General features: G+C 32.2%; 26 protein-coding genes and 1 pseudogene. 22 read left to right on the top strand and 5 right to left on the bottom strand.

All coding sequences use genetic code 11. The features are described from left to right. Positions 1 to 95 precede the first annotated feature (95 nt). The 12 genes and pseudogenes from LBD57_RS03605 (at position 96) to LBD57_RS03550 (ending at position 10,965) form a co-directional block, all read left to right on the top strand. Complete coding sequence (locus LBD57_RS03605; RefSeq protein ID WP_373469972.1) at positions 96 to 1,034, top strand: hypothetical protein; 939 nt, start codon at positions 96 to 98, stop codon at positions 1,032 to 1,034. A 20-nt stretch (positions 1,035 to 1,054) separates the two neighbouring features. Further along, complete coding sequence (locus tag LBD57_RS03600; protein ID WP_373469971.1) at positions 1,055 to 1,702, top strand: TonB family protein; 648 nt, start codon at positions 1,055 to 1,057, stop codon at positions 1,700 to 1,702. Positions 1,703 to 1,719: 17 nt separating this feature from the next. Next, positions 1,720 to 2,355 carry a MotA/TolQ/ExbB proton channel family protein gene (locus tag LBD57_RS03595; RefSeq protein WP_373469970.1) on the top strand — a complete coding sequence of 212 codons (636 nt, stop codon included), beginning with the start codon at positions 1,720 to 1,722 and terminating at the stop codon, positions 2,353 to 2,355. Beyond that, positions 2,356 to 2,772: an ExbD/TolR family protein gene (locus LBD57_RS03590; RefSeq protein ID WP_373469969.1), complete on the top strand. Its 417-nt coding sequence runs from the start codon at positions 2,356 to 2,358 to the stop codon at positions 2,770 to 2,772. Positions 2,773 to 3,023: 251 nt separating this feature from the next. Further along, positions 3,024 to 4,061: a heat-inducible transcriptional repressor HrcA gene (gene hrcA / locus LBD57_RS03585; protein ID WP_373469968.1), complete on the top strand. Its 1,038-nt coding sequence runs from the start codon at positions 3,024 to 3,026 to the stop codon at positions 4,059 to 4,061. 14 nt (positions 4,062 to 4,075) lie between these two features. Then, a complete protein-coding gene (locus LBD57_RS03580; protein ID WP_373469967.1) occupies positions 4,076 to 4,651 on the top strand; it encodes a nucleotide exchange factor GrpE in 576 nt (191 codons plus the stop codon). A 43-nt stretch (positions 4,652 to 4,694) separates the two neighbouring features. Beyond that, a complete protein-coding gene (gene dnaK / locus LBD57_RS03575) occupies positions 4,695 to 6,569 on the top strand; it encodes a molecular chaperone DnaK (RefSeq protein ID WP_373469966.1) in 1,875 nt (624 codons plus the stop codon). Positions 6,570 to 6,613: 44 nt separating this feature from the next. After that, positions 6,614 to 7,471, top strand: a complete 858-nt coding sequence (locus tag LBD57_RS03570) for a restriction endonuclease (protein ID WP_373469965.1) — start codon at positions 6,614 to 6,616, stop codon at positions 7,469 to 7,471. Next, a complete protein-coding gene (locus tag LBD57_RS03565; RefSeq protein WP_373469964.1) occupies positions 7,459 to 8,397 on the top strand; it encodes a site-specific DNA-methyltransferase in 939 nt (312 codons plus the stop codon). The genes LBD57_RS03570 and LBD57_RS03565 overlap by 13 nt, the downstream gene beginning before the upstream one ends. 26 nt (positions 8,398 to 8,423) lie before the next feature. Beyond that, positions 8,424 to 9,264: pseudogene (locus LBD57_RS03560) on the top strand (hypothetical protein). Beyond that, positions 9,261 to 10,406, top strand: a complete 1,146-nt coding sequence (gene dnaJ / locus LBD57_RS03555) for a molecular chaperone DnaJ (RefSeq protein WP_373469963.1) — start codon at positions 9,261 to 9,263, stop codon at positions 10,404 to 10,406. The pseudogene LBD57_RS03560 and the gene dnaJ overlap by 4 nt, the downstream one beginning before the upstream one ends. Before the next feature lie 40 nt (positions 10,407 to 10,446). Beyond that, the gene (locus tag LBD57_RS03550; RefSeq protein ID WP_373469962.1) at positions 10,447 to 10,965 is read left to right on the top strand and encodes a class I SAM-dependent methyltransferase; all 519 of its coding nucleotides are present in this window, start codon (positions 10,447 to 10,449) and stop codon (positions 10,963 to 10,965) included. A gap of 62 nt (positions 10,966 to 11,027) precedes the next feature. On the opposite strand, the gene LBD57_RS03545 is transcribed toward LBD57_RS03550, so the two are convergent. Beyond that, entirely contained in the window at positions 11,028 to 12,158 is a 1,131-nt protein-coding gene (locus LBD57_RS03545; protein ID WP_373469961.1) for an ATP-binding protein, read from the bottom strand. 404 nt (positions 12,159 to 12,562) lie between these two features. Between LBD57_RS03545 and LBD57_RS03540 the strand changes: the two genes are divergently transcribed. From LBD57_RS03540 to LBD57_RS03520, 5 genes are read left to right on the top strand one after another with little or no spacing between them, the layout of a single operon-like run. Next, a complete protein-coding gene (locus LBD57_RS03540) occupies positions 12,563 to 12,754 on the top strand; it encodes a type II toxin-antitoxin system VapB family antitoxin (protein ID WP_373469960.1) in 192 nt (63 codons plus the stop codon). Then, complete coding sequence (locus LBD57_RS03535; protein ID WP_373469959.1) at positions 12,751 to 13,143, top strand: PIN domain-containing protein; 393 nt, start codon at positions 12,751 to 12,753, stop codon at positions 13,141 to 13,143. Before LBD57_RS03540 ends, LBD57_RS03535 begins: the two co-directional genes overlap by 4 nt. A gap of 46 nt (positions 13,144 to 13,189) precedes the next feature. Continuing rightward, the gene (locus tag LBD57_RS03530) at positions 13,190 to 14,143 is read left to right on the top strand and encodes a M23 family metallopeptidase (RefSeq protein ID WP_373469958.1); all 954 of its coding nucleotides are present in this window, start codon (positions 13,190 to 13,192) and stop codon (positions 14,141 to 14,143) included. A gap of 4 nt (positions 14,144 to 14,147) precedes the next feature. After that, entirely contained in the window at positions 14,148 to 14,522 is a 375-nt protein-coding gene (locus tag LBD57_RS03525) for a polymer-forming cytoskeletal protein (RefSeq protein WP_373469957.1), read from the top strand. Then, positions 14,519 to 15,163 (top strand): SurA N-terminal domain-containing protein, encoded by a 645-nt coding sequence (locus LBD57_RS03520; protein ID WP_373469956.1) that lies wholly within the window; start codon positions 14,519 to 14,521, stop codon positions 15,161 to 15,163. Before LBD57_RS03525 ends, LBD57_RS03520 begins: the two co-directional genes overlap by 4 nt. 3 nt (positions 15,164 to 15,166) lie before the next feature. On the opposite strand, the gene LBD57_RS03515 is transcribed toward LBD57_RS03520, so the two are convergent. Both LBD57_RS03515 and argF read right to left on the bottom strand, forming a co-directional pair. Beyond that, complete coding sequence (locus LBD57_RS03515; protein WP_373469955.1) at positions 15,167 to 15,766, bottom strand: nucleoside triphosphate pyrophosphatase; 600 nt, start codon at positions 15,764 to 15,766, stop codon at positions 15,167 to 15,169. Beyond that, positions 15,729 to 16,655, bottom strand: coding sequence for an ornithine carbamoyltransferase (gene argF / locus LBD57_RS03510; protein ID WP_373469954.1), 927 nt, complete (start codon positions 16,653 to 16,655; stop codon positions 15,729 to 15,731). The genes LBD57_RS03515 and argF overlap by 38 nt, the downstream gene beginning before the upstream one ends. 134 nt (positions 16,656 to 16,789) lie before the next feature. Here argF and LBD57_RS03505 point away from each other — a divergent pair, with 134 nt between their 5' ends. From LBD57_RS03505 to rny, 5 genes are all read left to right on the top strand, one after another. Continuing rightward, positions 16,790 to 17,029, top strand: coding sequence for a hypothetical protein (locus LBD57_RS03505; RefSeq protein ID WP_373469953.1), 240 nt, complete (start codon positions 16,790 to 16,792; stop codon positions 17,027 to 17,029). A 2-nt stretch (positions 17,030 to 17,031) separates the two neighbouring features. Continuing rightward, entirely contained in the window at positions 17,032 to 17,304 is a 273-nt protein-coding gene (locus tag LBD57_RS03500; protein ID WP_373469952.1) for a cell division protein ZapA, read from the top strand. Positions 17,305 to 17,494: 190 nt separating this feature from the next. Continuing rightward, positions 17,495 to 18,814, top strand: a complete 1,320-nt coding sequence (locus LBD57_RS03495; protein ID WP_373469951.1) for a replication-associated recombination protein A — start codon at positions 17,495 to 17,497, stop codon at positions 18,812 to 18,814. Continuing rightward, positions 18,771 to 19,361, top strand: coding sequence for a 5-formyltetrahydrofolate cyclo-ligase (locus tag LBD57_RS03490; RefSeq protein ID WP_373469950.1), 591 nt, complete (start codon positions 18,771 to 18,773; stop codon positions 19,359 to 19,361). The genes LBD57_RS03495 and LBD57_RS03490 overlap by 44 nt, the downstream gene beginning before the upstream one ends. Positions 19,362 to 19,370: 9 nt before the next feature. Further along, positions 19,371 to 20,915, top strand: coding sequence for a ribonuclease Y (gene rny, locus LBD57_RS03485; protein ID WP_373469949.1), 1,545 nt, complete (start codon positions 19,371 to 19,373; stop codon positions 20,913 to 20,915). On the opposite strand, the gene LBD57_RS03480 is transcribed toward rny, so the two are convergent. Together LBD57_RS03480 and LBD57_RS03475 are read right to left on the bottom strand one after the other, a co-directional pair. Further along, positions 20,897 to 21,124, bottom strand: a complete 228-nt coding sequence (locus LBD57_RS03480) for a hypothetical protein (protein WP_373469948.1) — start codon at positions 21,122 to 21,124, stop codon at positions 20,897 to 20,899. The genes rny and LBD57_RS03480 overlap by 19 nt on opposite strands. Continuing rightward, entirely contained in the window at positions 21,076 to 21,246 is a 171-nt protein-coding gene (locus LBD57_RS03475) for a hypothetical protein (protein ID WP_373469947.1), read from the bottom strand. Before LBD57_RS03475 ends, LBD57_RS03480 begins: the two co-directional genes overlap by 49 nt. Between the last annotated feature and the right edge of the window lie 194 nt (positions 21,247 to 21,440).

Raw genomic sequence — 21,440 nt, 5'->3', positions numbered from 1 at the left:
AAAATTAAAAAAAGAGTTAAAAGATTACATTGGAAAATAAAAGAAGAAAAATCATTTTAAAAATTACATATAGTAAAATTAACAAGGATAGATATATGAAAAAAATTTGTAATTGTGTTTTGGTAGGTGTAATGTTTTTTAGTCTAGTAACATCGGTATTTTCAGACACTGCCTCAGACATGGAAAAGTTAGAAAGGATTTTAGATAAATTAGACTCAAAAGATAATGATTATAAGTCTATAGTTCAAGCTGAAATAGAGTTTGCAAAAGCAAAAGCAGAAATAGAAGCACAAAAGACAAGAGCAAAGATGGAATCACAGAAAGCAAAAGCAGAGATGGAAACGGTAAGAGAGAAAGCAAGATTAGAGGCAGAAAAAGCAAGGTTAGAAACAGAGCAAGCAAGATTAAGAGCAAAAGAAGAAGCTGATAAAATATCTTTAAATAAAAAAAGAAGTGAAGAATTAACAAAAGCAGAGATGGAAGCAGCAAAAGAGAAAGCAAGGTTAGAAGCAGAGAAGGAAAGATTAAAAGTAAAAGGTGAGATGGAGTTACAGAAAGTAAGAACAAAAGAAGAGCAAGAAAAGTTAGCTCTGGAGAGAAGAAAGAGAGAAGAACTTGCGAAAGCTCAACAAGAAACCCAAAAGTTGAGGGTGCAAGAAGAAAGAGAAAAGCTAACAACAGAGAGAAAGAGACAGAGTGAATTAGAAAGGATGAGGGCAAAAGAAGAAGCGGAAAGACTGGCTTTAGAGAAGAAAAATAGAGAAGATCTTGCAAAAGCTCAACTAGAAGCAGAAAAAGACAAAATGGCTTTAGAAAGAAAAAAGCGTGAAGAGTTAGAAAGAGCCAAAGCCAAAGAAGAGGCGGAAAAATTAGCTTTAGAAAAAAAGAAATTGGAAGAAGAGAAGAAGAAGCTGGAAGAAGAGAAGAAAAGAAGAGAAGAAGAAGAAAGGAGAAAAAGAGAAGAGAAGAAGAAGAAAGAAGCCATGTCCATAGACGGAGAAGATGTATTGTATTTAGGTGCGTCGATAAAATAGTAACTAAGGATATGACTAAAATGGTTAAAAAAAGTAATTTTATTGTTTGTTTAGTAGTATCAATATTGATAAATGCATTAGTTATATTTATTATATGGAGTAATGGCGTAAAGCATAAAGATGATAAAGAAATTGTAGAGGTAGAGTTTTTATCTCCATCTTTGATTGAAGAGCCAGAAATCAAACCTGAACCAGAAGTTCAGCCGGAGCCAGACCCTGAACCTGTTCCTATTCCGGAAGAAGGTAAAGTATTTACAGTTCCTGTAGAGGACAAAGCTCCTGAGCCTGAACCTCAAGATGATTCTGTATCTACAAAGAAAAAAGAAGAGGATAAAACTGATAAAGAAACTAAAACTCAGAATGAAATTGCTTATGAAGCTCAGAAATTTAAATATGAGGCATATGCAAAACAGGTGCACCAAAAGTTAAGACAGTATCTACCATGGCTGAAAAAAACATATGGAAGAGGACGTGCAGTTGTTAAATTTGCAGTGCATAGAGATGGAACTACTTCACATATTTCAATTTTGGAGTCATCAGGCAATAAAAGCTTTGATGAAGAAGTTATCAGGCTTGTAGAAGATGAAACATTTGATAATCTACCTAGTGATTACGAAAAAAATATTTTAGTAACAGCTTTTGAATTTAGAGTTGGAGTGGATAATTAAAATAAAAGGAGAAATAAATGTTTGAAGGAAAAAGTATTATAGAAATACTCAATATGGGAGGAGTGACATTATATATTTTGTTAGGTTGTTCTGTGCTGTCAGTAACTATTATATGTTATAAGATATTTGAGTTTTGGAGTAAATCGAGAGTTACAAGAGTAGAGTTTATAAAAAAATTGACCAAATATGTAGAAGATGGGAAATTAGATGAGGCTCTAGATTATTGTGATAGCGTAAATTCTCCACTGGCATCAGTATCAAAAGCTGGGATACTTGCTTTTAAAGTAAAAGGTGAGACTGTTAGTGAAAATGCTATGGAAAGAGAAATAATGATCCAAACAGTAAATTTAGAAACTTTTACAACAATATTAGCTACACTTGGAAGTATGACAGTTTATGTAGGTTTATTTGGTACAGTGTTAGGTATTATAAGTGCGTTCCATGATATATCTGCAGTTGGTGCTGGCGGTATAGCAGTAATTATAGGTGGAGTTTCAGAAGCTTTAATGGCAACAGCAGCAGGTTTAAGTGTTGCAGTACCGGCCTCAGTAGCTTATAATTTTGTTGCAAAAAAGATAGACAAATTTGTTATACAAATGGAATATTGTGTATCTGCTTTAGAAGAAGTTTTATTTAAGAATAGGAGTAAGTAAATGAAAGCTCGTATACAAAGAAACAAAGTAAAAACAGACATTAATATCGCTCCTTTTACTGACGTTATCTTAGTACTTTTAATTATATTTATGATTTCAACTCCTGCTCTAATGCAGCCAGGAATAACTGTAAATCTTCCAAAAACAAAAATTACAGATGCTACAGATAGTTCGAACATGGAAGTTAAAATATCTAGGGAACAGAATATATATGTAGATGACAAAAAAACAGAGCTAGAAAATGTTGAGGCTGTTGTAAAAGAATGGCTGGTTTCTAATCCAAACCAATCCATAGTTATAAAAGGTGATGAACAGATACCTTACAATCTTGTCATACAATTTATGGATAGAGCAAAGAGCGCTGGTGCTACAAAGTTTGCTCTTGCTGTAGATAATGCAAATACATCAGAGAAATAATACCTATTAGCATAGTAAATTTGTTGTCACTAATACGTGCACAGATTTACTATGCAAGTTTATTAAAAATCAAGTACTTAATAATTCTCCAAATAATCAATAGAAATTAAAATGATAAATGGGTTTTTTTAGAGAGACTCAGTAATAAATAACACTTGACATATTAGAGTGTTAGTGCTACAATATTGGCACTTAGATAACAAGAGTGCTAATAATCATCTGTTGTTATTAACCTATTCAAAGAGGCTACTATGAGACAAATAGGGTTAGAGATTTTAAAAGAGAGAAAGAGCAAAATATTGAGCGCTGTTATCTATCATTATATTAAAACAGGAAAGCCGGTAGGTTCTAATGCTTTAATAGAAGAATATAACATTTCTCTTTCATCTGCTGCGGTGAGAAATTTAATGGCAGATCTTGAAAAAGAAGGGTTTCTTTCTCACCCTCATACTTCTGCGGGGAGAATCCCTACAGATAAAGGGTATAGAGCTTATGTAGATACTCTTGTTAAGTTGCAAAATTTTGCTATAGAAGAAGAAGCGAAGTTAAAAAAAGAATACGAAAGAAAACATAATGAAACAGAGGCAATTCTTTCTGAAACTTCTCGTATTTTGTCTTGTCTTTCACAGTATACTGGCTTTGTTGTAGCTCCTAAAACTCAGTATGATGTTATAAAGAATATAGAACTTGTACAAATTTCTAATGAAGAACTTTTAGTTGTACTTCTTACACAAAGCGGTATAGTAAAACATAAAAGAGTTAAGATCTTTTTAACACAAGTTCAGATTAATAAATTACGTAATTTTTTAAATGATAAGCTTAGAGGAATATCGGCAGCTCAGGCAAATAAAAGAATACTTTTAGAGATAAAAAATTTTAGACAAAACGAAGCAGTAATTTTAGATGCTGCAGAAAAAATCGGTGATGTTTTTTATAATATCCAAGATGATGTTTATGTAGATGGGACTTCTAACGTTGTTACAGTTGAAAATTTTAATGATTTTGAGCCTGTAAAGTCTCTTATCCGGTTTAATGAAGATAAAGAAAAGTTTATAAAAATAATAAATAAAGATTTTAGCAGTACTGGAATTAATGTAAAAATAGGTTCAGAAAATACTTTAGCAGAACTTAAAGACTTAAGTGTTGTGACAAATGTCTATAAGTGTGACAAATGTGCAGTAGGTGTTTTAGGAATTATAGGTCCTAAACGCATGGAATACGAAAAAATGATGTCTCTTGTTAATAAAGTGTCAGAAATGCTAAACAATTTTTTTAAAAATAAAAAATAATGGGAGGAGTTATTTTGGATAATGAAAAGCAAGAGGAGTTAAATGATACTAAATCGCAAGAATTTGATTATAATCAAGCCCGAGATGAAAAGATATTAGAACTTGAAATTTTAAAGCAGTCTGTCCAAACGCAAAAAGAATTAGCACAAAATTATTATGATCAGCTTATAAGGTTAAAAGCAGATTTTGAGAATTATAGGAGACGATCAGAAAAAGAAAAAAAAGATTATTTAGATTGGGGCAAAGAGAAAATTCTTATCAAACAAATTAATATAGATGATGTTTTGCAACAAGCTTTAAAGAGCGCAAAATCAGGAAATAATATAGACAGTATAGTTGTTGGTTTGGATATGATAAGTAAAGAATTTTCAAAAATGTTAAAGGAAGAAGGGATAGAAGAAATTTTTTGTGAGAAGTTTGATCCAAACGTATGTGAAGCTTTAGATATTGTTGAAAGTCAAGAAGAAGATGGGAAAGTTCTAGAAGTTTATCAAAAAGGTTATAAAATGAATGGTAAGCTTATAAGGACGGCAAAAGTAAAAGTAGCAAAAAATAGTAAAAAAGAAGAACAAGAAGAAAAAACTATTTAAAAATTTTAAATTGTTAAAAATAAAATTAATAGGGGAGGAAACAATGGCAAAAATTATTGGTATTGACTTGGGTACGTCAAATTCTGCTGCAGCTGTAATGGAAGGTGGGAAGACTACTCTTATACCTTCAGCAGAGGGTACAACTTTAGGAGGTAAAGCTTTCCCTTCTTATGTGGCTTTTACAAAGGACGGACAACTTTTAGTTGGAGAGCCCGCAAGAAGACAAGCAGTAACAAATCCTGAAGGTACAATTAGTGCTTTTAAAAGAAAAATGGGTACAGACTATAAGTACACTGTAAACGGTAAGGAGTTTACACCTCAACAACTTTCAGCATTTATTTTACAGAAAATAAAAAAAGATGCAGAAGCTTATCTAGGGGAACCTATAAGTAAGGCTGTTATAACAGTGCCTGCATACTTTAACGACAATCAAAGACAAGCTACAAAAGATGCTGGTGCGATTGCTGGTCTAGACGTAGTAAGACTTGTAAATGAGCCTACGGCAGCGTCTCTTGCTTATGGTATAGATAAAGTTGGTAAAGAGCAGAAAATATTGGTTTTTGATCTCGGTGGAGGTACATTAGATGTAACTATTATGGAAATGGGTGCAGAAGGCACTTTTGAAGTGCTTTCAACTTCTGGGGATACGCAGCTTGGTGGAACTGATATGGATAACGCTTTAATAGACTATATTGCAGAAGATTTTAAAAAGACTAATGGAATAGATTTACGTAATGATAAAATGGCGATGCAACGTTTAAAAGAAGCTGCTGAAAAAGCCAAAATAGAGCTTTCAAATGTTTTAGAAACTGATATAAATCTTCCATTTATTACAGCAGATGCTTCAGGACCTAAACATTTAACTATGAAGTTTACAAGAGCAACTCTTGAAAATTTGGTAAGGCCTATAGTAGAAAGATGCAAAGAATCTATAGACCAAGCTGTAAAAGATGCAAAACTTAACACAGATACAGTTACAAAGATAATTTTAGTTGGGGGCCCTACAAGGATGCCTATAGTTCAAAAGTTTGTAGAAGATTATGTAGGTAAAAAAGTAGAACGTGGTATAGATCCTATGGAGTGTGTATGTTTTGGTGCAGCAGTACAAGCTGCAGTACTTACAGGAGATGTAAAAGATATTCTTCTTTTAGATGTTACGCCTTTAACTTTAGGTTTAGAAACAATGGGTGGTGTAAGGACATCTTTAATAGATAGAAACACAACAGTTCCTGCTAAACGTTCTCAGATATTTTCGACAGCAGCAGACAATCAGTCAAGTGTTGAAATTAATGTTTTACAAGGCGAAAGGCCAATGGCACAAGACAATTTGTCGCTTGGTAGGTTTATGTTAGACGGTATACCACCTGCGCCAAGAGGAATGCCTCAAATAGAAGTTACTTTTGATATAGATGCTAACGGTATTTTACATGTGTCTGCAAAAGATAAAGGAACTGGCAAAGAGCAATCTATTAAAATATCTTCTTCAACAAAACTTTCAAAAGAAGATATAGATAAATATGTAAAAGAGGCAGAACAATATGCTTCTGAAGATTCTAAACGTAAAGAAGAAATAGAAGTAAGAAATGAAGCAGACAACCTTGTTTATTCAGTAGAAAAGAGCTTAAAAGAGCATGGCGATAAAATTTCTGCAGATGAAAAGCTTGCAATAGAACAGGCTTTATCCTCTTCAAAAGATGCACTTAAGGGTAATGATATTGCAACAATTAAGACAACAAAAGAGGCTTTAATGACTGCTTCTCATAAACTCGCTGAAGCTGTATATAAAAATTCTCAGGCACAACAGGGTGCTCAGGGAGCCGCGCAATCTTCTGGGCAGAGTACAGAGCAGCCAACTCAAGGTGCTCAAGATTCTGGCAATGTGGTTGACGCCGAAGTCGTTGACGATAACAAGAAATAAGTAACTTATAATTGATTAAAATGGAACCTCTCTTGAGAACTTTAATGATAAAGTGTTTCCGTAAAGTTTTTAGAGGTTCCATTTGGATCTACGCGAGTAGTAGAGATATTGTAAGTCAATCTATATTATATGGTAAACATATGAAATATGAAGATATGGTTTTTAAAAAGCCCGTTGAGTCAAAGAGCTACGAAAGTGATTCTAAAAATGTACTTGCTATTATTAAAGATATTCTACAAGAAAGAATTAAAGATGACGATAACAAGATAGTTATAAATACAAATCTAAAATATGGGTTGCCTTTGGAAAATATTAATAAGATAGCTGGTCCAATTATTGAAGCGTGGTGTTATGAGGTATTTTCTAGGATATATGATATAAAGGATAATAAATATCAATTAATAAATATTGAGGCACAACCAAGACTAGGTATAGCGGATATAGTTCTTCAATTTAAAAAAACTAATTCGCATATTACAGCAAATGTAGATGTTAAGACAACATCGGAAGATATAAAGTCTTCTGGGAAGGGGCCAAACATAACGTCTTTTTCTAGGATTAGAACTGCTTATGTTGAAGATCTTGATTTTATGTTTATAATATTAAGCATAACACATAAAGTATATAGTCAAAAAAATTATAATACTAATCTAATTGATAGTGTTATGGAAATAGTAGATTATAATGCTTATGATTTAAAATTTATATCAGATAAAGACATAAGCTATAATCCAGCCTTAGGCTCAGGGCAATTACAGATAAAGGACATTAATTATATCAGTCTTACCAAGAGAACGACATGGGAATTTTGTCAGCTACTAGATAATAAATATCTAAAGAGTTCTAAAAAAAGTATAACAGATTGGTATAAAGAGGCTAAGAAAAACAAATGGATAAAGTAAATCTTATACATGCGGATGCCATTGAAGGTATGAGGTCGCTGAAGGATAACAGCGTTGATTTAGTTGTTACCGATCCTCCTTACAATCTGAGTAAAAATTATGGAGAAACACAAGACGACTTAGAGTTTAATGAATATTTAACTTTTACAGAAAATTGGTTAAAAGAAGTGGATAGAGTATTAAAGCCTCATGGAACAATATATATATGTATGGGAATGAGATTTATATCATATATATATATGATACTAGAACAAAAAATGAAGTATAACTTTGTTTCTTGGATAACTTGGCATTACACTCAAGGAATAGGAAAAACAAAAGGATACAGTCCAAGACATGATGACATATTAATGTTTAGTAAAAACAGAAATTTTGTGTTTAATATAGATTCTATCAGGATTCCTCAAAAGTTTTATCGTTCAATAAATAATATGCGAGGATCAAATCCTGGAAACGTGTGGAAATTTTCACATGTTCACTATTGTAGTGCAAATAGACAGCAGCATCCGACGCAAAAACCAGAAGCATTGTTTGAACGCATGATATTAGCTAGTTCTAACGAACGAGATACTGTACTAGACCCTTTTGTTGGATCTGGCACTTCTGCTAGAGTTTGCCAACAACTAGACAGAAATATTATAGGGGTTGATATAAACAAAAATTATATTGATATGACAAAGGAAAGATTACAAAAACCTTTTTATGGATTTGATAGTATAGATGAAAGATTAATAAGAATTCCAAATGACTTAAATAACATCAGAATCAGAGAGGAATATGTAAAGAATCATATAAATTGGTTTTTAAAAAACAACAAAAACCAAATTGATAATTTTATGAGTAAATATGCCTTAAAGTATAGTGTAAAAAATAAAACAAAAGAAAAACAAGATATGGATTTTTCTTTGTTTGATTTTCGTTCATAAAATTCTGATTTTGAGGTAATAATTTAATGGAAGATAAAGCGTTGACTGTTTTTGAGAATTTTAACATTCGCAGACATTATGATGAAGAAAAAGAGAAGTGGTATTTTTCTGTGGTTGATGTTGTCCATGCTTTGACAGGATCTAAAAATCCTCCAGACTATTTAAAAAACTTAGAAAGCGTGATGTAGAATTCGGAGGCTACGTAGGGACAAATTGTCCCCATGTAGAAATGCTAGCCAATGGTAAAAAACGAAAAACGCTTGCTGGTGATGTAAAAGACATGTTGCGTATAATTCAATCTATACCAAGTCCAAAAGCAGGGCCGATAAAGCGATGGCTTGCCAAAGTTGGTTATGAACGTATAGAAGAGGTATCGAATCCTGAGAAACCCATAGATAGAGCTAGAGAAAACTGGAAAAAACATGGAAGAAGCGACAAATGGATACAGCGTAGAATGATGGGGCAAGAGACAAGAAATAAACGCACGGACTACTGGAAAAGTCATGGAGTTAAGGAAGGTAATGAGTTTGCTGTTTTAACAAATATAATTCACAAAGAGTGGTCGGATTTAACTGTTAATGAGCATAAGAAATTAAAAGGATTAAAACACAAAACTTACGAGATCATATGAGCGAGGCAGAGCTTATTTTTACCGCTCTAGCTGAGCTTTCAACAAGACAAATAGCTGAAACTGAAAATGCTAGAGGTGTTGGGGAGAATAAGAAAGCAAGTATAAAAGGTGGACGAATAGCAAGGACAGCAAGACAAGAACTTGAGTTAGAGACAGGAAAACCAGTTGTTACAGGAAAGAATTTTTTAAAAGAAAATAATACAAAAATTTTGGAATTAAGGAATAAGAAGAAATGAAACGAGATTATTATGAAGTGCTTGGTGTTGCCAAGTCTGCAAGTAAAGACGAAATAAAATCTGCTTATAGAAAGCTTGCTCTAAAATATCATCCTGATAAAAACCCTGGCAACAAAGAAGCTGAAGAAAAGTTTAAAGAGATAAATGAAGCTTATGAAGTTTTGTCTGATGAACAAAAAAAACAGCAATATGACACATTTGGTCATGACGCTATGGGTGGTACGCCCGGGGGAGGAAGTAATCCTTTTGGGGGCAGCTATTCATATAGTAGCGGTGATTTTTCAAATATGGGCGATATTTTTGGCGATATCTTTGGTGACATTTTTGGTGGAGGGGCATCTGGTCGTAAAAGAAGTCGAACTTCACAAAGACGAGGTGAAGATTTACGTTATGATATAGAAGTTTCATATTTAGACGTAATGAAAGGTGCGGAAGTTTCTATAGACATACCTAAAAAGGAGACTTGTTCTAAATGCCATGGCACAGGTAGTAGAGATAACTCTGCTCCTAAACAGTGCCCTCAATGTAAAGGTAAAGGACAAGTAAAATATTCTCAAGGATTTTTTTCATTTAGCCAAGAGTGTCCTCAATGTAAAGGTAAAGGTACAGTAATTGCAAATCCTTGTCCAGATTGTAGAGGAGAAGGTATCGTAAATGCTAGGAAGACTATTAAAGTAAAAATACCTCAGGGTGTTCAGGAAGGCACTTCTTTAAAAGTTACAGGCTCTGGAAATGCTGGAGTAAATGGCGCTCCTGCAGGAGACCTTTATGTTGTAATCCACATGAAGCAGACTTCGGGTTTTAGAAGAGAAGGGGACGATTTATATACAGAAATTTCTATTTCTTTTCCTAAAGCAGCAATGGGGGCTGAAATTGACGTGCCTATTTTAGAAGGTTCTGTAAAAATAAAGATACCTCAGGGTACTCAATCTGGCAGGACCTTAAGAATTAGAGAACAGGGTTTCCCAATGCTTGGCAGGAGAACAAGAGGCGATTTGTATGTTAAGATAAATGTAGTGGTCCCTACATCTTTAACAGATCAACAAAAACGTGCTTTGTTTGAATATGCAAAAACTATGGGTGACGTTCCTCAAGACGCTAAATACCAAAGTCACAGTTTTTTTAAAAAAATATTTGGATAAAATTATAATGGAAGTCTTAACCCCTTAAAAGGACTATATTATGAAACTTGAGAAAATGGATGATTTCTTTTCGAGTCGTGTTAGTATTTATGAACGTCATATGACGACTCAAGTGACTGGTATTGACTTGACTGCAAAAATGTTAGAACAACTTGAAAATAAACATAAAGAGCGCAAACTAACCTTAATTTGTGGCAATTATTTAGATACTGAATTTGGTTGTAAACAATTTGACGCAGCAGTGGCATTTGAGACAATGCATCATCTTTCTCATTTAAAAAAATTAAAGTTGTATCAACGTATACATGATGTGCTTTGTGACAAAGGAGTTTATGTAGAATGCGATTATATGGCAGAAACTAAAGAGCAAGAGGATTTTTTCTTTGCAGAATTTGAAAAACTAAAAAATGAACAGCATATTGTCTCCAAAGACGAACTTTATCACTATGACACGCCCTGTACATTTACAAGTCAAAGTGAATTACTAACCAAAGCAGGATTTACAAAAAGACAACAAGTGTTTAAACATGGATGCACAATCATGCTTGTAGCAAACTAGATAAGTCTCTTTTTGTTAGTGAATTCTGAAAATAGTTGAAGATAGGTAATTTAGGATAATACTTAGTCAAATTGTGATGTAATTTTTAGAAGCATATCTGCATAGTTTGTACGGTTTATTATAATTTCTTGATTAGGATGATATTTTGAAGAGAAAGTTTTTGGTATTTTGGCAGGACGTTTCTCATTCCATTTTATTTCTATTGCAGATAATTCGCCTGTCTTTTCAGCGATATAATCAATTTCCTGTTGTTTTGTGGTGCGCCAAAAATAACCTTTGTGACTGTTTCTCTTTTTCATTTCGGCTATTATATAATTTTCAAATATTGGGCCGATGTCTTGCCTTAAAGCAAGTGGTTGAAAATTATCAATTACAGCATTGCGTATGCCTGTATCATAAAAATAAAATTTTTGAGATGATTTAAGTTCGTTGCGGAGATTGCTACTATAACTTGTCAATCGGAAAATGACAAAAGATTTTTCAAGTAAAGAAATATATTTGTCAACAGTTTTGCTATCCAATCCTACTAATCCTGCGATTTCATTCATGCTTGCTTGCGAACCGATTTGGAAGGACAGTGCCTGTAAAATTTTTTCTAACTTATCAGTTTTAATAATTTCACCAAGATTAAGAACATCTCTGTATAAGCTATCTCTGGCAAGCTCTTTTATTCTGTCACGCGCGTCTGAAGGGTTTGTGACAACATCAGGATAGGACCCATATAACAAACGATTTTCAAGGTTCATTTTTTCAGCAATTAAGCCGTTTTGCTCTTCCATTTCCCAAAATGACAGAGGTGCGAGCCAAAAATTCCACTTTCTACCAGTCATAGGCTCGTTGATTTTGTTTGCCAAATCAAATGATGAACTACCTGTGGCTACAAGTTGGATTTGATCACCAAAATTATCTTGTATAATTTTTAATTTTAAACCAATATCTTTAATGCGTTGAGCTTCATCAATTATAATAGTTTTGTTTGGGCCAATAATGGGTCGGAAAGTTTCGGTATTAATGTTTTCAAAAGTTGCACGGACAACGTCATCGTCGCCGTTAAGCCACAAAACGCCATTTTTGTTTCCAAAAATATCTTTTATAAGAGTAGTCTTGCCGACTTGTCGCGCGCCGTAAACAATAATGGCTTTACCTTTGCCGATTTTTGATATGATTTTTTTTTCAATATCCCTTTTTATCATGAATCTATTATAACATATAAAAATATGAAATCCAAAAATATACTATATTTTGCGGAACAAAATCCAAAAATATTACCCTTTTACAATGGAGGACACAAAAAAGCTAACTTAGAACCTGACTTGACCGGTTTAACGAAAAAAAGGAAAAAACACTCATAAAAAGGAAGGAAAGGGGGAACCCAAAAGGTCAAGTCAGGTAAAAGAATATGAAGTAGTTTTTTTTCTCTACAAGTCAAAGTGAATTACTAACCAAAGCAGGATTTACAAAAAGACAACAAGTGTTTAAACATGGATGCACAATCATGCTTGTAGCAAGCTAGATAAGCCTATTTTTCTATTCATCTTTAATCGTACTTGACATGCATATAAAAAATAATATTATATGCATAAAAGGAGAGTGTTATATGCGAACAACTTTAGATTTACCAGAACAATTAATAAATAAAGCTATGAATCTTACTCACATTTCTACAAAGACAGAGTTAATAAAAGTTGCATTAGAAAATCTCATACAAAGAGAAAAATTGAAAAAATTGACAAATTATTTTGGGAAAGTATCTTTAGATATAGATTTAAATAAAATAAGAATGCGATGAATAATATATTGATTGACTCGTCAGTTTGGATAGAATACTTTAGAGGGAACAAAAACTTTTTATTTGTTAATGACTTAATTGTCACTAATGTTTTGTGTACGAATGAATTAATATTAACAGAATTATTGCCGTTTATTTTATACAAAAAAGAGTTTGATTTAAGTGATTTGTTATGCAGTATTAGAAAACTTAAAATGACAATAAATTGGGAAGAGTTGTGTTCTTTTCAGTTGATTAATATAAAAAATGGTAACAATACTGTAGGAATTCCTGATTTGATGATAGCTCAAAATTGCAGGCAGAATAAATGCAAATTGTTATCCTGTGATAAGCATTTTAGAGTAATTGCAAAGTTCCTGCCATTAGAAGTTTATAATTATCCGATATAGAATATGATAGTTGACATGAAATTCTAGTGTATGATAAAATTGTTTTATGAATATATTAGAATACATTAAGCAAAAGTCAAAAAAAAGGTTTTCTATATTATTTGTCTCTTATGATAAGAGAGCTCCTTTTAGTGTTAATGTTTCGCTTTTGTTTGTGTGCGTATGTCTATTTTTGTGGACAATTACAACAGCTTTCTCAGGTTACATAGTAGTTAAACATTTTGACTATATAAAAACAAAAACTGAAGTTAAAGCAATGCAAATAAAACTTCTTCTATTTACAAATCAGTTAAACAAGACAAAAAGTATATTAGAAAAATTGCAATCAAATGATGAAAAAATTCGTTCACTCCTTTCTTTAAATGCAAAAGAATATGTTCTGGAAGAAGGTTTTTCTCCTGTCCTTGGTAAAGGAGGGCCAGCTTTTACGCAAATGAATATGGCAACAACAATTTTATCTGGAAATTTAGATAAAGTTGACTATACGGATTTAATGCATCAAAGTAATTCTTTATACGAACAGCATAGATTTATGTTACAGAGTCAAGATGAAGTAATAACTTACATTTATAAGCAAAAATCTATTTTTTTGGCAACCCCGTATGGTTGGCCCTGTGAAGGGAGAATATCTTCTGTTTACGGTTTTAGAGTACATCCTATTTTTAGAGTACGAGATTTTCATTCTGGTATAGATATAGCTAATGTTACTTTTACACCTATAATATGTACTGCTGATGGAAGAGTAGTTTTTTCAGGTAAACGATCAGGATATGGGAACATTTTAGTAATAGACCATGGATGTGGTTATAGAACTGTCTATGCTCATTTAGCTAAAAATCTTGTAAAAGCTGGTGAAAATGTTACAAGAGGCCAACTTATTGCAAAGATGGGTAGTACAGGTTCTTCAACGGGCCCTCACTTACATTACGAGGTTCATTTTAAAGGCAAAACCGTAAACCCAAAACCATATTTAACAGGTTATTTTTTTAATAAAAGGTAAGGATATGTCTAAAAAACAATCTAAAAACTTATTAGAATCTGTTGAGACTCTTATAGGAGAGAATGCTGTTATTGAAGGGTCTATAACTACAGATAAAGTTATTAGAATTGATGGTAAAATTACAGGCAACATTAATGCTTATGGTGTTATTGTTGGGCAAAAAGCCGAAATCACTGGTGATATTGAAACTAAAAATATAATAATTAGTGGACTTATAAAAGGTAATATAAACGCATCTGAAACGATAGAAGTTTTATCTCAAGCAAATATAGTTGGCGATATTAAGGCGAATATTTTATCTATTGCTCAAGGCGCTTGTTTTTATGGCAAGTCTGAAATGACAGTAAAAGAAAATAATAGTGGAGAAGAAAAAGAATGATGAATTTTTTCAGAAAGCATGTACGTGTAATTTTTATTATAACAATTGTTGCTTTTGTTGGTGTAATTGTCTTGGGTGCTGTAGTTAATTTTTCTGGCTCAAATGATTATGCTGTAAAAGTAAATGGGAAAAAAATCCCTTTGCGTTTATATATGTTTGTTTATGAAAATGCTGTAGAATCTTATCAAAAAATGTACGAAAGGTATCTTTCAGATAAAGAAAAACAGGAAATTAAAAGTAACATATTACAAGTTTTAGTTCAAGACGAAATTTTTTTCCAACAGTCAAAATTTTATTGTCTTTCAGTTACAGATGAAGAGTTAAGGTTAGATTTACAAAACTCTTTACAGTTTAAAGAAAATGGAGTTTTTAGTCATACAAAATACATAACTTTTCTAAAAACACTAGGAATGAGTCCTAAAGAATACGAGCTTTTAAGGAAAAAACAAATTGCAGGAGTAAAATTAAAGATGTTACTTGCGTCTTCTATTAAACTTTGGAATTATGAAGTAGAATCTCTAAATATTAAAACTACAAGAGAAGATCTGTTTAGTGCAAAAATTAATATGATATTAAATGAATGGTATCAGCAAGAAGTAAAAAACTCTAAAATAGTAAGCAACGATCTTATTTTTAAATAATAACTACAAATGTTTTAAATAAATATTAAAATTTTTAAGTTTTTGAGCAAGTTTTATATAAGGTAATCCTACGACAGTAAAAAAGTCGCCAAAAATTTTTTCAACAAAAAAATCTTTTTTATCTTGAACAGAATAAGAACCGGCCTTGTCCATATGCTTACCAAAAAGTAGTTTTAAATTTTTTGGCGGTAACTTTTTCATTTTAACGCTAGAAACATCGTAAAAAACAACTTTTTTATTTCCTTCAACTATGCAAACCCCAGTATAAACCTTATGAGTAGATCCATTTAATTGCTTTAAAATTGTTTTAGATTCTTTTTTGTTTTTAGGTTTCCCAATAATTTTTCCATTTAACACGACAACGGTATCTGCGGCCAATACTATAGAATCTTCATGATGGCTCGCAACAGAACTTGCTTTTTTTAAAGCAAGTTCTTTGACAATGAAAGATGGTTTTTTTAGATTAGATGATTCGTTTATATTGCTAGGTATAATAGTAAAAGAAAGACCCCATAGCTTTAATAATGCAATTCTCCTAGGAGAACAAGAGGCAAGGATAATTTTTTTATTTGATGAAGTGTAAGAGTACTGCTTTTTGGGCATAAAGTCTATTTTCCGCTTGAGTAAATATAGAATTTTCATATTTATCCATAACATCTGCACTTATTTCTTCCCCTCTTAAAGCAGGAAGACAATGTAAAACTATGCATTTTGAAGAAGCTTTTTTAAGCAATTCAGTATTCACTTGGTATGGAACAAACGTTTTTTTTCTTTTGGTTTTTTCAGATTCAAATCCCATAGATGTCCACACGTCAGTGTATATTACATCTGCATTCTTTACAGCATTTATATCGCTTGTTACTTTAATTTCAGCGCCTGTTTTATGTGTATGTTCTAAAGCCTGTTTTAAAATTTCATTTTTGACTTGATATTCTATAGGAGAAATTATAGTCAAATCTAGACCTAAAATTGCAGAAACAGCAATTAAAGAATTTACAATATTGTTACTATCTCCAATGAATACAATTTTAATTTTTTTTAAAGCTTCTATTGTTTTTGCTTTAAGAATCTCCATGACAGTCATTATATCGGCTAAAATTTGGCAAGGATGCTCATAGTCTGTCAGCCCATTGATAATAGGGATAGAACAATATTTAGAAAATTCTAGGATGTCGGCATGGTTAAATGATCTTATCATAAGACCATTTAAATATTTTGATAAGGCTTTTGATGTATCATATATAGACTCACCTCTAGAACGTTGCATTTTTTCTGAAGTTAAAAATATTGGAGTGCCACCAAGCTGTACCATAGCTACTGCAAACGACACCATAGTTCTTGTTGATGGTTTTTCCAACATAATGCCTAAAGTTTTACCTTTAAAAACGTCTAGGTACTTCTTTTTAGTTTTTAGTTCAAATGCTTTTTTAAGTAAATCTCTTATCTCTTTATTAGATAGGTCGTAAATTGATAATAAATCTTTGCTTGCCATGATGTCTTACCCACTATTTGTATATATAATAGTCTTAATTCTACCATAAAATATATATCAAATCAAATTATAGATAAATGTAAAATTTATGTAAATTTTTGTTTAATTGACAAATAATACTTTTAAATTATAAAATGATATACATGGGTGACTTTGAAATTTTGTCTTTAAAAGTAAAAAAAGCTGTAGAAAAGTTAAAAAAACTTGATAGCGAGAACTGTAAATTAAAATTAGAGCTGGATTACTTGAAAAAAGAAAATGAACAAAATAAAAAAAAGTTGAGTCAATATATTATATTAAAGAGAAATTCTCAAGAAGTAATTTCTAAAGTTGAGCGTATAATAAAGAAAATTGACACGCTAAAGGTTTTATAACTATGGCAACAACCCGTGAAAGAATTATGGGGAGAGATATAGAGCTTAGTATAGATGAGATAGATGAATTAAGTTTTAACAGAATAGTTAATTTTGTAAATGAGCAATGGATGCAAGTTAGAAATGAAAATGTGAAAGTTCCCGACACTCAGAAAATTGCAGCGCTAACTGCTGTAAAAATTGCAGCGGAGTTGCTTAAATTAAAAGATTTACAAGAAAGTATTTCAAATAATTATGAAAAGAAAATTAAAGATATCATCAAACAGTTAGACTAACACGATTATACTAATTGAAATATTTTGTATTTAATCTGCAGTGTTGGTGATGTTTTAATCTGTTTATTCCTACAAGTCTACTTAGGAGAACAGCAGTCGAGCGTATGCTCGTGGGCTTATGCCACTGTATCTCACTTAAAAAGAAGGCTTTAAACAGGTTAAGACTAACGGCATCTGCGGATTTTTTATTATGGAACAAATAGATTTTTTTAAAAATGGAACATCAAAAAAATATAGTCCTTTAGCTTTAAGAATGGCTCCAAAGGACTTAGAATTCTTTATGGGCCAAGATGATATTGTTGGTGAAGGTAAATTGCTTAGGCGTTTAATAGAATCAGATAGTTTGAGGTCTGTAATTTTTTTTGGTCCGCCTGGCAGTGGAAAAAGTGCTTTAGCTAGGATTATAGCTTTAAAAACCAAGGCTTATTTTCAAGAATCAAATGCAGTAACAATAGGTATAGCAGATATTAGAAAGATAATAGATTCTGCAAAAGCTCGTTTGGAAACTTATGGCAAAAAAACTATATTAATGTTAGATGAGATACATCACTTTAATCGTTCTCAGCAGGATGCTTTGTTACCTGATGTAGAAAAAGGTGTTATAACATTAATAGGTATAACTACAGAAAATCCATTTTTTTATATAAACGCTGCAATTATTTCAAGAAGTACGGTTTTCGAATTTTTTGGTTTAAACAACAAAGCTCTTTTAAAAATAATGCAAACTGCTTTAACTGACAAAGAAAACGGGATTGGGAATTATAATGTTGAAATATCAGATGAAGCAAAAGATCACTTAATTTTAAACTCTAATGGTGATGCAAGAAAACTGTTAAATGCTTTAGAAATTGGTGTACTTTCTACAAAAGAGAATGCAAAAGGAGTTAGGTTTTTTGATATTTTTGTTGCTCAAGAATCTTTGCAAAAAAGAGCAGTTGTTTATGATAAGAGTTCTGATGCTCATTATGATCATATTTCTGCATTTATAAAGTCTATGAGAGGGAGTGATCCAAACGCTAGCGTTTATTGGTTGGCAAAAATGCTTTTGGCTGGTGAAGACCCTCGTTTTATAGCAAGAAGAATAATTATTTGTGCATCAGAGGATGTTGGTATGGCAGATCCAAGGGCATTAATGTTTGCAGTTTCTGCTCTGGAGGCTATTAACTTTGTAGGTATGCCTGAAGCGAGGATTATTTTGTCTCAAGCTGCAATTTATGTGGCAACCGCCCCTAAGTCTAATTCCGCTTATCTTGCTATAGAAAAAGCTTTAAATGAAGTTAAAAATGGAAAAGTTAGGCAAGTACCAGACCATTTAAAAGATGCAAGTTTGGATGGAGAAAAGTTAGGACATGGTAAAGGGTATAAGTATCCTCACGATTTTAAAAATCACTATGTGGAACAAACTTACTTCCCAGATCCTGTAGAATTTTATATTCCGTCAAAAGAAGGTTACGAGGATAAACTTCGTGAACGTTTGTTTAAACTTAAGCAAAAAGCAGATAAGAGCTGAGTTTTTGTCTTTAAGAAATGCTCAAGATTTAAAAAAATTGCAAAGTTATAGTATGGAAATAGCCTATAGAGTTAGAGAACTTTCCATATATAAAAGAGCAAAAGCTATTATGCTTTACTTATCTTGTGGTAGTGAAGTGTCAACAGATTTTTTAGTAAATTTTGCTTTTTATGACAAAAAGGAAGTTTCTGTTGCTAGTATAACAGACATAAAAAGTTCAAAAATGCAAGCAGTAAGAATCTTTAGTCTTTCAGATGCGAATCAACTTGTTTGTGGAGTAAGGCAACCTAAAGCAAATAAGAACGATTTAGTAAGTAAAGAATCTATAGATTTAGTTTTGGTCCCGGGTATTGTTTTTAGTGAATGTGGGTATAGAGTAGGGTATGGAAAAGGTTTTTATGATAGATGGTTGCAAGATATCGATTGCGCAAAAATTATAGGACTTGCGTATGACTTTCAAGTTATAAAAGAAGTTCCAAATAGCAAATATGATTGGCCTGTAGGATGTATAGTTACAGAGAAAAGAATTATAAAAGTTAAAAATTAAGGAGTTTATATGGGAATAGTTATTATTGCATTAATTGCGTTGATTTTGGGCTATGTTTTACGTTTAGCATATGCCAAGGTTAATGCAAAATCTGCAGAGCAAGTTTCAGGAAGAATTATAAAAGAAGCTAAAATGATAGCTGAGACAAAAACAAAAGAGGCTCTTTTAGAGGCTAAAGTCATTGTTGATAAAGAGAGAAAAGATTTTGAACAAGAAATAAAAGAAAGAAAACAGACTGTTCAAAATACGGAAAATAGACTCACCCAACGTGAAGAAAATTTATATAAAAAGATTGATGCGTTTGAAAGGAGAGAAAAAGATTTTATTAGTAAAGAGAGAGATCTTTTTTTAAAAGAACAATCTTTAACTTCAAAATTTGCAGAAATTGAAAAGATAAAAGAGGAAGAAAAGATAGTTTTGGAAAAGATTTCAGGATTTACAAAAGAAGAAGCTAAAAAAATGCTTATGAGTAAAATGGAACAAGAGGCCAAACAAGATGCTGCCATTTTAGCTCAAAAACTTGAACAAGAAGTCCGTGAAAATGCAGATAAAAAATCAAAAGAAATTCTTTCTGTAGCAATACAACGTGTAGCTGCTGATCATGTCGCAGATATTACCACTTCTACAGTACAAATTACCAATGATGAAATAAAAGGGAGAGTTATTGGTAGAGAAGGAAGAAATATAAGAGCTTTTGAACAGGCTACAGGTGTAGATTTGATAATAGATGATACTCCGGAAGCTATAACTATCTCTGCTTTTGACGGTGTTAGAAGACAAATAGCAAAAATAGCTCTAGAAAGGCTTATTGCAGATGGCAGGATTCATCCTGCAAGAATAGAAGAAATTGTTGAAAAAGTTAGAAAAGAAATGGATCAACATTTAAAAGAGGTTGGAGAACAAGCTGCAATTGATACAGGTATTCCTGGTCTTAACATGGAAATAATTAAACTTCTTGGCAAGTTAAAATATAGGACGTCTTATGGTCAAAACCAGCTTCAACATACTTTGGAAGTTACATGGCTTGCAGGCGCTATAGCTGGAGAGTTAGGGCTCGATGTAATGTTTTGTAAAAAGGCCGCTCTTCTTCACGATATAGGTAAAGCTGTAGACCATGAAGTTGAAGGAACTCATCATCAAATTTCAGCAGACATAGCTAAAAAGTACGGAGAATCGCCAAAAATGATAAATGCGATTTTGTCTCATCATGAGGGTATAGAAGCGCCTGCAAGTCCTGAAGCTTTTGTAATAGCTGCAGCTGATGCAATTTCTGCTGCAAGACCTGGTGCAAGAAGAGAATCTGTTGAACATTATTTGAAACGTCTTGAAAAACTTGAAAAAGTAGCAAAACAATTTAATGGCGTGTCTATGGCTTATGCTATACAAGCTGGAAGGGAAGTTAGAATACTTGTAGAACCAGAAAGTGTAAATGATTTACAAGCTCAAACGCTGGCTCATGATATAGCAAAAAAAGTTGAGCAAGAATTAGAGTACCCTGGGCAGATTAAAATAACAGTTATTAGAGAAACACGTGCTCAAGATATAGCCAAGTAAAGCTTTACAAGCTCAGGTCGAATAAACGAAAAGTAAGCTTCCTTCATAGCCACAACAATCGCAATCTGCGTCAAACTTTGCATTAAAGCTTCCATCGGATTGTGATAACTTCTATATGTACACCTCTTTACTACTACAGACTCCTCATTTGAAATTTTTTCTACAATAGTTTTGTTACAGCCAGATGTTCTTTTTCTTTTTTGTTCCAAATCCCATTTTCTCCACGAAAAGGAACAATCATGCTTTCAACAGAAATATCTGCCCCTGTAAAAGCAGCAGCACTTTTTGAATTTTTTAAGATGTCTATAGTCCCTTTTATTGTTTTTTGCATAAGTTGTCTTTTCTAAAACTTATAAAATAATTTAATAAATGCCTAAATGGAAATCAGCAATTTAGATTTTCCCTTTTAATAACAATCCTTTTAGGTATTTGTTATTAAACATCATCATGGCAGTTTTTATGTTTTCTTCTGTGCAATTAAACAAAACTTTCACTTCAGAATCTTTTTTTAGTGTATCAACAGAA

The organism is Candidatus Endomicrobiellum cubanum (assembly GCF_031278955.1).
GTDB lineage: Bacteria > Elusimicrobiota > Endomicrobiia > Endomicrobiales > Endomicrobiaceae > Endomicrobiellum > Endomicrobiellum cubanum.
This window is presented reverse-complemented; position numbering and strand designations above follow the sequence as displayed.

Excerpts from the sequence above, each read along its gene's own strand:
- LBD57_RS03600 (WP_373469971.1), top strand. The coding sequence starts at position 1,055 with ATGGTTAAAAAAAGTAATTTTATTGTTTGTTTAGTAGTATCAATATTG.
- LBD57_RS03545 (WP_373469961.1), bottom strand. The coding sequence starts at position 12,158 with ATGATAAAAAGGGATATTGAAAAAAAAATCATATCAAAAATCGGCAAA.
- LBD57_RS03550 (WP_373469962.1), top strand. The coding sequence starts at position 10,447 with ATGAAACTTGAGAAAATGGATGATTTCTTTTCGAGTCGTGTTAGTATT.
- hrcA (WP_373469968.1), top strand. The coding sequence starts at position 3,024 with ATGAGACAAATAGGGTTAGAGATTTTAAAAGAGAGAAAGAGCAAAATA.
- LBD57_RS03515 (WP_373469955.1), bottom strand. The coding sequence starts at position 15,766 with ATGCCCAAAAAGCAGTACTCTTACACTTCATCAAATAAAAAAATTATC.
- dnaK (WP_373469966.1), top strand. The coding sequence starts at position 4,695 with ATGGCAAAAATTATTGGTATTGACTTGGGTACGTCAAATTCTGCTGCA.
- LBD57_RS03535 (WP_373469959.1), top strand. The coding sequence starts at position 12,751 with ATGAATAATATATTGATTGACTCGTCAGTTTGGATAGAATACTTTAGA.
- LBD57_RS03525 (WP_373469957.1), top strand. The coding sequence starts at position 14,148 with ATGTCTAAAAAACAATCTAAAAACTTATTAGAATCTGTTGAGACTCTT.
- LBD57_RS03595 (WP_373469970.1), top strand. The coding sequence starts at position 1,720 with ATGTTTGAAGGAAAAAGTATTATAGAAATACTCAATATGGGAGGAGTG.
- dnaJ (WP_373469963.1), top strand. The coding sequence starts at position 9,261 with ATGAAACGAGATTATTATGAAGTGCTTGGTGTTGCCAAGTCTGCAAGT.
- LBD57_RS03505 (WP_373469953.1), top strand. The coding sequence starts at position 16,790 with ATGATATACATGGGTGACTTTGAAATTTTGTCTTTAAAAGTAAAAAAA.
- LBD57_RS03590 (WP_373469969.1), top strand. The coding sequence starts at position 2,356 with ATGAAAGCTCGTATACAAAGAAACAAAGTAAAAACAGACATTAATATC.
- rny (WP_373469949.1), top strand. The coding sequence starts at position 19,371 with ATGGGAATAGTTATTATTGCATTAATTGCGTTGATTTTGGGCTATGTT.
- LBD57_RS03605 (WP_373469972.1), top strand. The coding sequence starts at position 96 with ATGAAAAAAATTTGTAATTGTGTTTTGGTAGGTGTAATGTTTTTTAGT.
- LBD57_RS03495 (WP_373469951.1), top strand. The coding sequence starts at position 17,495 with ATGGAACAAATAGATTTTTTTAAAAATGGAACATCAAAAAAATATAGT.
- LBD57_RS03530 (WP_373469958.1), top strand. The coding sequence starts at position 13,190 with ATGAATATATTAGAATACATTAAGCAAAAGTCAAAAAAAAGGTTTTCT.
- LBD57_RS03540 (WP_373469960.1), top strand. The coding sequence starts at position 12,563 with ATGCGAACAACTTTAGATTTACCAGAACAATTAATAAATAAAGCTATG.
- LBD57_RS03500 (WP_373469952.1), top strand. The coding sequence starts at position 17,032 with ATGGCAACAACCCGTGAAAGAATTATGGGGAGAGATATAGAGCTTAGT.
- LBD57_RS03565 (WP_373469964.1), top strand. The coding sequence starts at position 7,459 with ATGGATAAAGTAAATCTTATACATGCGGATGCCATTGAAGGTATGAGG.
- argF (WP_373469954.1), bottom strand. The coding sequence starts at position 16,655 with ATGGCAAGCAAAGATTTATTATCAATTTACGACCTATCTAATAAAGAG.
- LBD57_RS03570 (WP_373469965.1), top strand. The coding sequence starts at position 6,614 with ATGATAAAGTGTTTCCGTAAAGTTTTTAGAGGTTCCATTTGGATCTAC.
- LBD57_RS03520 (WP_373469956.1), top strand. The coding sequence starts at position 14,519 with ATGATGAATTTTTTCAGAAAGCATGTACGTGTAATTTTTATTATAACA.
- LBD57_RS03475 (WP_373469947.1), bottom strand. The coding sequence starts at position 21,246 with ATGCAAAAAACAATAAAAGGGACTATAGACATCTTAAAAAATTCAAAA.